Annotated in this window: 10 protein-coding genes; 8 read left to right on the top strand and 2 right to left on the bottom strand. The window is 67.7% G+C overall.

The genetic code is table 11. From position 1 onward, the window contains the following. Positions 1 to 23 precede the first annotated feature (23 nt). The 5 genes from rpsO (at position 24) to ACNFOC_RS17115 (ending at position 5,542) form a co-directional block, all read left to right on the top strand. Positions 24 to 311 (top strand): 30S ribosomal protein S15, encoded by a 288-nt coding sequence (gene rpsO / locus ACNFOC_RS17095; RefSeq protein ID WP_019064787.1) that lies wholly within the window; start codon positions 24 to 26, stop codon positions 309 to 311. Positions 312 to 669: 358 nt separating this feature from the next. Next, on the top strand, positions 670 to 2,889 hold the full coding sequence (locus ACNFOC_RS17100; RefSeq protein ID WP_405950964.1) for a polyribonucleotide nucleotidyltransferase: 2,220 nt from the start codon (positions 670 to 672) through the stop codon (positions 2,887 to 2,889). Further along, positions 2,886 to 4,265, top strand: coding sequence for a M16 family metallopeptidase (locus tag ACNFOC_RS17105; protein WP_416959968.1), 1,380 nt, complete (start codon positions 2,886 to 2,888; stop codon positions 4,263 to 4,265). The genes ACNFOC_RS17100 and ACNFOC_RS17105 overlap by 4 nt, the downstream gene beginning before the upstream one ends. A gap of 61 nt (positions 4,266 to 4,326) precedes the next feature. Beyond that, positions 4,327 to 5,079, top strand: a complete 753-nt coding sequence (dapB, locus tag ACNFOC_RS17110) for a 4-hydroxy-tetrahydrodipicolinate reductase (protein WP_416959970.1) — start codon at positions 4,327 to 4,329, stop codon at positions 5,077 to 5,079. A gap of 10 nt (positions 5,080 to 5,089) precedes the next feature. Beyond that, entirely contained in the window at positions 5,090 to 5,542 is a 453-nt protein-coding gene (locus tag ACNFOC_RS17115) for a tetratricopeptide repeat protein (RefSeq protein ID WP_019064791.1), read from the top strand. 105 nt (positions 5,543 to 5,647) lie between these two features. Here the strand turns inward: ACNFOC_RS17115 and ACNFOC_RS17120 are convergent, their stop codons facing one another. Together ACNFOC_RS17120 and ACNFOC_RS17125 are read right to left on the bottom strand one after the other, a co-directional pair. After that, the gene (locus ACNFOC_RS17120; RefSeq protein ID WP_416959972.1) at positions 5,648 to 6,202 is read right to left on the bottom strand and encodes an SCO5741 family PH domain-containing membrane protein; all 555 of its coding nucleotides are present in this window, start codon (positions 6,200 to 6,202) and stop codon (positions 5,648 to 5,650) included. 122 nt (positions 6,203 to 6,324) lie between these two features. Further along, on the bottom strand, positions 6,325 to 6,564 hold the full coding sequence (locus tag ACNFOC_RS17125; RefSeq protein WP_416959974.1) for a hypothetical protein: 240 nt from the start codon (positions 6,562 to 6,564) through the stop codon (positions 6,325 to 6,327). Positions 6,565 to 6,784: 220 nt separating this feature from the next. Between ACNFOC_RS17125 and thyX the strand changes: the two genes are divergently transcribed. The 3 genes from thyX to ACNFOC_RS17140 all read left to right on the top strand — a co-directional run bounded on the left by thyX (position 6,785) and on the right by ACNFOC_RS17140 (position 10,450). Next, positions 6,785 to 7,525: an FAD-dependent thymidylate synthase gene (gene thyX, locus ACNFOC_RS17130; protein WP_416959975.1), complete on the top strand. Its 741-nt coding sequence runs from the start codon at positions 6,785 to 6,787 to the stop codon at positions 7,523 to 7,525. Positions 7,526 to 7,736: 211 nt separating this feature from the next. Continuing rightward, a complete protein-coding gene (gene dapA, locus ACNFOC_RS17135) occupies positions 7,737 to 8,636 on the top strand; it encodes a 4-hydroxy-tetrahydrodipicolinate synthase (protein ID WP_019064795.1) in 900 nt (299 codons plus the stop codon). Between the two features lie 128 nt (positions 8,637 to 8,764). Further along, positions 8,765 to 10,450 (top strand): ribonuclease J, encoded by a 1,686-nt coding sequence (locus tag ACNFOC_RS17140; protein WP_416959976.1) that lies wholly within the window; start codon positions 8,765 to 8,767, stop codon positions 10,448 to 10,450. Positions 10,451 to 11,030: the final 580 nt, after the last annotated feature.

Below are 11,030 nucleotides of genomic sequence, written 5' to 3' on the forward strand. Positions count from 1 at the left end.
ATCTCAGACTACGAGGAGTACGCGTGTCGCTCGACGCCGCTACGAAGAAGCAGCTCATCAGTGAGTTCGGTCAGAAGGAGGGCGACACCGGCTCCCCCGAGGTCCAGGTCGCCATGCTCTCGCGCCGTATCTCGGACCTGACCGAGCACCTCAAGACCCACAAGCACGACCACCACTCCCGTCGTGGTCTGCTGATCCTGGTCGGTCAGCGCCGCCGGCTGCTCCAGTACCTGGCCAAGAAGGACATCCAGCGCTTCCGCGCGCTGGTGGACCGCCTGGGCATCCGCCGCGGTGCTGCGGGCGCCAAGTAAGACGCCGTGAAGGGGAGCGGTTCCCGAAACGATCGGGAGCCGCTCCCTTTGCCGTATGTGCGGATTGCTCGTACGTGCGGAAACGTGCGGAGTGTCACTCACGCTTTGTAGTGTGGTAGCACAACGCACGATGTGAACGCAGGACGTACGACCCAGCACGACCACGTGCGACAGAGCACGACCACGAAGAGGAGAAGCGCGCCTCGCAGCCGCCGGTCCTCGGTAGTGGCCCCCGGGCAGGAAACCCCGGGTGCTTCGATCGAAGACCGGCCCGCACCAGACAGCGCTTCTCCGCCACCGTCCCCCCGCCACACGGGCGGGGAGGGACGAAAGACGACAAGTAACGGAGAAAACGCTAGTGGAGAACGAGACCCACTACGCCGAGGCCGTCATTGACAACGGCACTTTCGGCACCCGCACCATCCGCTTCGAGACGGGCCGCCTGGCCAAGCAGGCCGCCGGCTCCGCCGTGGCGTACCTGGACGACGACACCATGGTGCTGTCGGCCACCACCGCATCCAAGAAGCCCAAGGAAAATCTCGACTTCTTCCCCCTCACGGTGGACGTCGAGGAGCGGATGTACGCCGCCGGCAAGATCCCCGGCAGCTTCTTCCGCCGTGAGGGCCGCCCCTCCGAGGACGCGATCCTCACCTGCCGGCTGATCGACCGCCCGCTGCGCCCGTCCTTCAAGAAGGGCCTGCGCAACGAGATCCAGGTCGTCGCCACGATCATGGCCCTCAACCCCGACCACCTGTACGACGTCGTGGCGATCAACGCCGCCTCCGCGTCCACGCAGCTGGCCGGTCTGCCCTTCTCCGGCCCGATCGGCGGCGTCCGCGTCGCGCTGATCAACGGCCAGTGGGTCGCGTTCCCGACGCACACCGAGCTCGAGGACGCCGTCTTCGACATGGTCGTCGCCGGTCGTGTCCTGGAGGACGGCGACGTCGCGATCATGATGGTCGAGGCCGAGGCCACCGAGAAGACCATCGCGCTGGTCGCGGGCGGCGCCGAGGCGCCGACCGAGGAGATCGTCGCCTCGGGTCTGGACGCCGCGAAGCCCTTCATCAAGGTGCTCTGCAAGGCCCAGGCCGACCTCGCCGCCAAGGCCGCCAAGCCCACCGGCGAGTTCCCGGTCTTCCTCGACTACCAGGACGACGTCCTGGAGGCCCTGACCGCCGCGGTCAAGAGCGAGCTGTCCCAGGCGCTCACCATCGCCGGCAAGCAGGACCGCGAGGCCGAGCTGGACCGCGTCAAGGAGATCGCCGCCGAGAAGCTGCTCCCGCAGTTCGAGGGCCGCGAGAAGGAGATCTCCGCCGCGTACCGCTCGCTGACCAAGTCCCTGGTCCGTGAGCGCGTCATCAAGGACAAGGTCCGTATCGACGGCCGCGGTGTCACCGACATCCGCACCCTGGCCGCCGAGGTCGAGGCCATCCCGCGCGTGCACGGTTCCGCGCTGTTCGAGCGCGGCGAGACCCAGATCCTGGGCGTCACCACCCTCAACATGCTCCGCATGGAGCAGCAGCTGGACACCCTCTCCCCGGTGACCCGCAAGCGCTACATGCACAACTACAACTTCCCGCCGTACTCGGTCGGCGAGACCGGCCGCGTCGGCTCCCCGAAGCGCCGCGAGATCGGCCACGGAGCGCTCGCCGAGCGCGCCCTGGTCCCGGTCCTCCCGACGCGCGAGGAGTTCCCCTACGCGATCCGTCAGGTGTCCGAGGCCCTCGGCTCGAACGGCTCGACGTCCATGGGCTCGGTCTGCGCCTCCACCATGTCGCTGCTGAACGCCGGTGTACCGCTGAAGGCCCCCGTCGCCGGTATCGCCATGGGCCTGATCTCCCAGGAGATCAACGGCGAGACGCACTACGTCGCCCTCACCGACATCCTCGGTGCGGAGGACGCCTTCGGCGACATGGACTTCAAGGTCGCCGGCACCAAGGAGTTCGTCACCGCCCTCCAGCTCGACACCAAGCTGGACGGCATCCCCGCCTCCGTCCTGGCCGCCGCTCTCAAGCAGGCCCGTGACGCCCGCCTCCACATCCTCGACGTGATGATGGAAGCGATCGACACGCCGGACGAGATGTCACCGAACGCCCCGCGGATCATCACCGTCAAGATCCCCGTGGACAAGATCGGCGAGGTCATCGGCCCGAAGGGCAAGATGATCAACCAGATCCAGGAGGACACCGGCGCCGACATCACGATCGAGGACGACGGCACCATCTACATCGGTGCCGCGCAGGGCTCGCAGGCCGAGGCCGCTCGCGCAGTGATCAACGGCATCGCCAACCCGACCATGCCGGAGGTCGGCGAGCGCTACCTGGGTACGGTCGTCAAGACCACCACCTTCGGCGCGTTCGTGTCGCTGCTCCCGGGCAAGGACGGTCTGCTGCACATCTCGCAGATCCGCAAGCTCGCCGGCGGCAAGCGCGTGGAGAACGTCGAGGACGTCGTCGGCGTGGGCCAGAAGGTCCAGGTCGAGATCGCCGAGATCGACTCCCGCGGCAAGCTCTCCCTCATCCCCGTCATCGAGGGTGAAGAGAGCGGCGACGACAAGAAGGACGACGACGACAAGTGACGTCGACCAGCACCACGACGACGGCCCGCACCTCCTCGGAGGCGCGGGCCGTCGCCCGTACCCAAACCCTCATCCAGGGCACCAACGGCATCGGCACGGTCCGCAAGACCACCCTCCCGGGCGGCCTGCGCATCGTCACCGAGACGCTGCCCTCGGTCCGTTCCGCGACCTTCGGCATCTGGGCACACGTGGGCTCCCGCGACGAGACACCGTCCCTGAACGGCGCCACGCACTACCTGGAGCACCTCCTCTTCAAGGGCACGCACAAGCGCAGCGCGCTGGACATCTCCTCCGCGATCGACGCGGTCGGCGGCGAGATGAACGCGTTCACGGCGAAGGAGTACACGTGCTACTACGCGCGCGTGCTCGACACCGACCTGCCGCTCGCCATCGACGTCGTCTGCGACATGCTGACGGGCTCCCTGATCCGTGAGGAGGACGTCAACGTCGAGCGCGGCGCCATCCTCGAAGAGATCGCCATGACGGAGGACGACCCGGGCGACTGCGTGCACGACCTGTTCGCGCGCACGATGTTCGGCGACAACCCCCTCGGCCGCCCGGTCCTCGGCACGGTCGACACCGTCAACGCCCTCACCGCGGACCGTATCCGCCGCTTCTACAAGAAGCACTACGACCCGACCCACCTCGTGGTCGCGGCCGCAGGCAACATCGACCACGACAAGGTCGTACGACAGGTCCGCGCGGCCTTCGACAAGGCGGGCGCCTTCCGCACCCCCGAGGCGGCACCCATCGCCCCGCGCGACGGCCGCCGCACCCTCCGCTCCACCGGCAAGGTCGAGCTGATCGGCCGCAAGACCGAGCAGGCGCACGTCGTCCTCGGCATGCCCGGCCTGGCCCGCACCGACGAGCGCCGCTGGGCGCTGGGGGTCCTCAACACGGCCCTCGGCGGCGGCATGTCGTCCCGCCTCTTCCAGGAGGTCCGGGAGAAGCGCGGCCTGGCCTACAGCGTGTACTCGTACACGTCCGGCTTCGCCGACTGCGGCCTCTTCGGCGTCTACGCCGGCTGCCGGCCCTCGCAGGTCCACGACGTGCTGAAGATCTGCCGCGACGAACTCGACCAGGTCGCCGCGAACGGTCTGTCCGACGACGAGATCGGCCGCGCCGTCGGCCAGCTCCAGGGCTCCACCGTCCTCGGTCTCGAGGACACGGGCGCGCTGATGAACCGGATCGGCAAGAGCGAGCTGTGCTGGGGCGAGCAGATGTCCGTCGACGACATGCTGGCCCGGATCGCGTCGGTCACCCCGGACGAGGTCCGCGAGGTCGCCCGCGAGATCCTGGGACAGCGGCCCTCGCTGTCGGTCATCGGCCCGCTCAAGGACAAGCAGGCGGCCCGACTGCACGAGGCCGTCGCCTAACACCCGCCTTCGGAACCCGTATCCGGTTTCGGAACCCGTATCCGGTAAGGAAGCAAGAACGATGAGCAAGCTGCGCGTGGCGGTCCTCGGTGCCAAGGGCCGGATCGGCGCCGAGGCGGTACGAGCCGTCGAGGCCGCCGAGGACATGGAACTGGTGGCCGCCCTGGGCCGGGGCGACTCACTGGAGACGCTCACGGAGTCCGGCGCCCAGGTCGCCGTCGAACTGACCACCCCCGCCTCGGTGATGGACAACCTCGACTACTGCGTGGGCCACGGCATCCACGCGGTCGTCGGCACGACAGGCTGGACCGACGAACGCCTCGCGCAGCTGAACGCCTGGCTGGCGAAGTCGCCGCAGACGGGCGTGCTCATCGCGCCCAACTTCTCCATCGGCGCCGTGCTCACCATGAAGTTCGCGCAGATCGCCGCGCCCTACTTCGAGTCGGTCGAGGTCATCGAACTGCACCACCCGAACAAGGTGGATGCCCCCAGCGGCACCGCCACGCGCACCGCCCAGCTCATCGCGGAGGCCCGCGCGAAGGCCGGCTCGGCCCCGGCGCCGGACGCCACGACCACGGCCCTGGACGGCGCGCGCGGCGCGAACGTCGACGGCATCCCCGTGCACGCCGTCCGGCTGCGCGGCCTGCTGGCCCACCAGGAGGTCCTGCTCGGCGGCGAGGGCGAGACGCTGACCGTCCGCCACGATTCGCTCCACCACAGCAGCTTCATGCCGGGCATCCTGCTCGGCGCCCGCCGCGTGGTGACGACCCCGGGCCTCACCTTCGGCCTGGAACACTTCCTGGACCTGGGCTGAGGCTCACGACATGCGCGCCAAACTCACCTACGCCGTCACGGCCGCCGTCCTGGTCTTCTACTTCGTCCTGGTCGGCAGCCGCGGCGTCATGCTCATACAGTCCGGCACGCTCATCACGGTCACCTTCGGGATCGCGGTCCTGATCCTGCCGGTGATCGGCATCTGGTTCCTCTGGAAGAACACCCAGTTCGTCCGCAACGCCAACAAGCTCGCCGCCGAACTCGACGCCGAAGGCGGCCTGCCCGTCGACGAGTTGAGGCGCACCGCGGGCGGCCGTATCGACCGGGACTCCGCCGACGAGGTCTTCGCCAAGCGCAAGGCCGAGACGGAAGACGCACCCGACGACTGGCGCAGCTGGTTCCGCCTCGCCGTCGCCTACCACGACGCCCGCGACACCCCGCGCGCCCGCAAGGCGATGCAGCGCGCGATCGCCCTGCACGACGGCAGACCCGTCCAGGCCTGACCCGTAGAACGCGACGCAGCCACACGCCGAAGGGGCCGACCCGCACTCACTGCGGACCGGCCCCTTCGGCATACGGCTGTGTGCCTTACGTCTGCTGTCGGGCGGTCAGCTCCGCCGGTACTCGTCGGACCACACCTCGACCGAGTCCGCGGCCCGGTCGAAGGAGGAGGCACGCGCCACGAAGTCGATGTCGTGCGTGGTCAGCAGCGCGGTCACGTCCTCCGGAGCACGGTCCTTGCGTACGAGGACCAGAGCCTGTCCCTGCACCGTGCGAGGCAGTCCGAGCCAGCGCACCGGCTGCTGCACGGTCCGCACGGCGACGACCCGGTCCCACCGCACCGTGAGGGTGAGGAGGAACCGCACCCGGCGCAGCCCGCGCGCGCTGACCCACACGCCCATCCGCAGCAGCCGCAGGGCACAGAGGATGACGACCACCGCGATGCCGAGGATCACTCCTGCCTCGGACCGCGAGCCGGTCAACGCGATGATGACCGCGGCGAACAGCACGTACGACGCGAGCAGCAGCACGAGCGCCGCCACCGCCACCCGCCACGGGCCGGGCCGGTAGGGGCGCCGCCAGCGGTCGCGGTCGTCGAACGGCAGCGCGAGCTCGTCCGCGGCCTCGTATGCGCGGTCGGCCGTAAGGAAGGGCAGGGGCACGGCTGGTGTCCTCACTGAATCCATGCGTGGGCTGTGCCCGGTGAGGCTATCCGGCCATGTTCCCGCTCACCACCGTTGGGGGTCCGGATGAGTCATGGTCAGCTGTACGGCTGCGCGCCAGGTCAGCGATTGTCGGCGGCCTGGGACTGCTGGTTCTGTGTCGAGAGGTTGTTCTGGGACAGCGCCGGCATCCCGAGGACCAGGGAGCCCACGATTCCGGCGACGATGGTGAGACCCAGGAGCCAACGCCCGGCTATCTGACCGGCGGACGCATGCTCGCGGGGCGGCGGCGTGACATTGCTGCGGAAGCGGTCGGTCTCGGCGATGAAGGCGAACGGGACGGGTTCGCGTCCACGGAACATCGGTGGTGCTTCTCCCCTCTGGGGTCTGGGGTCGAATCGGGATCGAACGGGTGGCTCTCACCAAGACAGACGAGCGAACGCCCCAATTGGTGCCCTGTTTCACCGAATTCGCAGAAGTTCGCCAATGAATGTCGCGGCACGGCACCGAACGCCCCGATGTCAGTGCCGGGCCGTAGAGTGGGCGCCGCCCGAGAGACGTGATGGAAGGACCCTCCGAGCCGTGACCGACACCCCCGCCGACGACCTCAAGCCCAGTTTCCGCAGTGATGTGACCGTCGAGTTGGTCAAGCACACCGCGTCCGACGCGGACGTGCTCTTCGCCGCCCGCGTCTCGACGATCGGCGAGCAGTCCCTGGAGGAGATGGGCAAGGACCCCGAGCGCTCCAAGGGCCTGATCAACTACCTGATGCGGGACCGGCACGGCAGCCCCTTCGAGCACAACTCGATGACGTTCTTCATCAGCGCCCCGATCCTGGTCTTCCGCGAGTTCATGCGACACCGGGTGGGCTGGTCGTACAACGAGGAATCGGGAAGGTACCGGGAGCTCCAGCCGGTCTTCTACGTCCCCGGCGAGTCCCGCAAGCTGGTCCAGGAGGGCCGCCCGGGCAAGTACGTCTTCGTGGAGGGCACCCAGACCCAGCAGGAGCTGGTCGGCCGCGCCATGGAGGACTCGTACCGCCAGTCGTACGAGGCGTACCAGGAGATGCTCGCCGCCGGCGTCGCCCGCGAGGTCGCCCGCGCGGTGCTCCCCGTAGGCCTCTTCTCCTCGATGTACGCCACGTGCAACGCACGCTCGCTGATGCACTTCCTCGGACTGCGCACGCAGCACGAGCTGGCGAAGGTCCCGTCCTTCCCGCAGCGGGAGATCGAGATGGTCGGCGAGAAGATGGAGGAGCAGTGGGCCAAGCTCATGCCGCTGACCTACTCCGCCTTCAACGCCAACGGTCGTGTCGCCCCGTAGCGCACCTCTGTTTGCCGTTCGGGCACACATGTACGGGTGGGCCGCGCGAAGTGTCCGTATTGCGGCATTTGGAGAAGTTCATCTAGCCTGATCAAACGGACCCGGCACTGCTTGAACCCCCGAGCAGGCAGTGCCGGGCTCCATATTTGTCACGACTTGTCGCCTGCCCCTAGGGCAGACCCCGCATTGAGCAGCGAGTAGCGTGTTACCCATGGCTCCGACCTCCACTCCGCAGACCCCCTTCGGGCGGGTCCTCACCGCCATGGTCACGCCCTTCACGGCGGACGGCGCACTCGACCTCGACGGCGCTCAGCGGCTCGCTACCCACCTGGTGGACGCAGGCAACGACGGCCTGATCATCAACGGCACCACCGGTGAGTCCCCGACCACCAGCGACGCGGAGAAAACGGATCTCGTACGAGCCGTACTGGAAGCGGTCGGCGACCGCGCCCACGTCATCGCCGGCGTCGGCACCAACGACACCCACCACAGCGTCGAACTCGCCCGCACGGCCGAACGCACCGGCGCACACGGCCTGCTCGTCGTCACGCCGTACTACAACAAGCCCCCCCAGGAGGGCCTCTACCGGCACTTCACGGCCGTCGCCGACGCCGCCGAACTGCCGGTCATGCTCTACGACATCCCCGGCCGCAGCGGCGTCCCGATCGGCACCGAAACGCTGGTCCGACTCGCCGAGCACCCGCGGATCGTCGCCAACAAGGACGCCAAGGGCGACCTCGGCCGCGCCAGCTGGGCCATCGCCCGGACCGGCCTGGCCTGGTACTCCGGCGACGACATGCTGAACCTGCCGCTGCTCTCCGTGGGCGCGGTCGGCTTCGTCTCGGTCGTCGGCCATGTGGTCACACCCGAGCTGCGCACCCTGGTGGAGGCGTACGTCTCCGGTGACGTCCAGAAGGCCACCGAGATCCACCAGAAGCTGCTCCCCGTCTACACCGGCATGTTCCGCACCCAGGGCGTCATGACCACCAAGGCCGCGCTCACCCTCCAGGGACTGCCCGCAGGACCGCTGCGCTCACCGATGGTCGAGTGCTCGCCCGAGGAGATCGCCCAGCTCAAGATCGATCTTGCCGCCGGCGGGGTACAGCTCTGACAACGGACTTCACAACTCAATACGCAGGGCTTCGGCGCCTGCACCCCACATCCGACAACTGCATTTGCACGAACGTCATGCGCGCCACGTGCCCATAGGTACGTGGCGCGCATGGGTAGGAGAGTCTTTTGAGTCATCCGCATCCTGAACTCGCTCCGCCGCCCAAGCTCCCCGAAGGCGGCCTGAGGGTCACCCCACTCGGCGGCCTCGGGGAAATCGGCCGAAACATGACGGTCTTCGAATACGGCGGCCGTCTGCTCATCGTCGACTGCGGCGTGCTCTTCCCCGAGGAGGAGCAGCCCGGAATCGACCTGATCCTGCCGGACTTCACGTCCATCAGGGATCGCCTCGACGACATCGACGGCATCGTCCTCACGCACGGCCACGAGGACCACATCGGCGGCGTCCCGTACCTGCTTCGCGAAAAGCCGGACATCCCGCTGATCGGCTCCAAGCTGACCCTCGCCTTCATCGAGGCCAAGCTCCAGGAGCACCGCATCCGGCCGTACACCCTCGAGGTCGCCGAGGGGCACCGCGAGCGGATCGGCCCCTTCGACTGCGAGTTCGTCGCGGTCAACCACTCGATCCCGGACGCGCTCGCGGTCGCCATCCGCACCCCCGCGGGCATGGTCGTCCACACCGGCGACTTCAAGATGGACCAGCTCCCGCTGGACGGTCGTCTGACAGATCTACACGCGTTCGCACGGCTGAGCGAGGAGGGCATCGACCTGCTCCTCGCCGACTCGACGAACGCCGAGGTCCCGGGCTTCGTCCCGCCCGAGCGCGACATCTCGAACGTCCTGCGTCAGGTCTTCGGCAGCGCCCGCAAGCGGATCATCGTGGCGAGCTTCGCCAGCCACATCCACCGCATCCAGCAGATCCTGGACACGGCGCACGAGTACGGCCGCCGGGTCGCCTTCGTCGGCCGCTCGATGGTCCGCAACATGGGCATCGCACGGGACCTCGGTTATCTCAAGGTCCCGCCGGGCCTGGTCGTCGACGTCAAGACGCTCGACGACCTTCCGGACAGCGAGGTGGTCCTGGTCTGCACGGGCTCCCAGGGCGAACCGATGGCCGCCCTGTCTCGCATGGCCAACCGCGACCACCAGATCCGCATCGTCGCCGGCGACACGGTGATCCTGGCGTCCTCGCTCATCCCGGGCAACGAGAACGCCGTCTACCGCGTGATCAACGGCCTCACCCGCTGGGGCGCCAACGTCGTCCACAAGGGCAACGCCAAGGTCCACGTCTCCGGACACGCCTCGGCCGGCGAGCTGCTGTACTTCTACAACATCTGCAAGCCGAAGAACCTGATGCCGGTCCACGGCGAATGGCGCCACCTACGGGCCAACGCCGAACTGGGCGCCATGACCGGCGTCCCGCACGACCGCATCGTCATCGCCGAGGACGGCGTGGTCGTCGACCTCATCGAGGGCAAGGCCAAGATCTCCGGCAAGGTCCAGGCGGGTTACGTCTACGTCGACGGCCTCTCGGTCGGCGATGTCGGCGAGCCCGCGCTGAAGGACCGCAGGATTCTGGGGGACGAGGGCATCATCTCGGTCTTCGTCGTCGTGGACTCGTCCACCGGCAAGATCACGGGCGGCCCGCACATCCAGGCCCGCGGCTCCGGCATCGACGACTCCGCCTTCGTGGACGTGGTCCCCAGGATCGCGGAGGTCCTGGAGCGCTCGGCCCAGGACGGCGTGGTGGAACCCCACCAGCTGCAGCAACTGATCCGCCGCACGCTCGGCAAGTGGGTCTCCGACAACTATCGGCGCAGGCCGATGATCCTCCCGGTCGTCGTGGAGGTCTGACAGTCGTACGACCCTCGTACGCGTGAACCTGGAGCGGGCCACCTCGATTTGCATCGAGGTGGCCCGCTCCAGTACGTTTACGGCTCCGCCTGAGGGGGAACCCGGACACTTCGCGTGTACGGGAGCCACTCCCGAAGGGCCGGAAAATCCGACTCAGAACTTCTGATAAAGTCGGAACCGCCGGAAAGGGAAACGCGGAAGCGGAAACCTGGAAAGCACCGAGGAAATCGGAACCGGAAACGGTCTGATAGAGTCGGAAACGCAAGACCGAAGGGAAAAGCCCGGAGGAAAGCCCGAGAGGGTGAGTACAAAGGAAGCGTCCGTTCCTTGAGAACTCAACAGCGTGCCAAAAATCAACGCCAGATATGTTGATACCCCGTCTCCGACTGTCATCTGATGGTTGGGGCGAGGTTCCTTTGAAGAAAACATACAGCGAGGACGCTGTGAACGGTCGGGCTTATTCCGCCTGACTGTTCCGCTCTCGTGTATGTGCACCGGCTGTATTAATTTACTGGCCGAGTAAACATTCACGGAGAGTTTGATCCTGGCTCAGGACGAACGCTGGCGGCGTGCTTAACAC

Source organism: Streptomyces colwelliae, from assembly GCF_048158785.1.
Lineage (GTDB): Bacteria > Actinomycetota > Actinomycetes > Streptomycetales > Streptomycetaceae > Streptomyces.

Excerpts from the sequence above, each read along its gene's own strand:
- dapB (WP_416959970.1), top strand. The coding sequence starts at position 4,327 with ATGAGCAAGCTGCGCGTGGCGGTCCTCGGTGCCAAGGGCCGGATCGGC.
- ACNFOC_RS17115 (WP_019064791.1), top strand. The coding sequence starts at position 5,090 with ATGCGCGCCAAACTCACCTACGCCGTCACGGCCGCCGTCCTGGTCTTC.
- ACNFOC_RS17125 (WP_416959974.1), bottom strand. The coding sequence starts at position 6,564 with ATGTTCCGTGGACGCGAACCCGTCCCGTTCGCCTTCATCGCCGAGACC.
- dapA (WP_019064795.1), top strand. The coding sequence starts at position 7,737 with ATGGCTCCGACCTCCACTCCGCAGACCCCCTTCGGGCGGGTCCTCACC.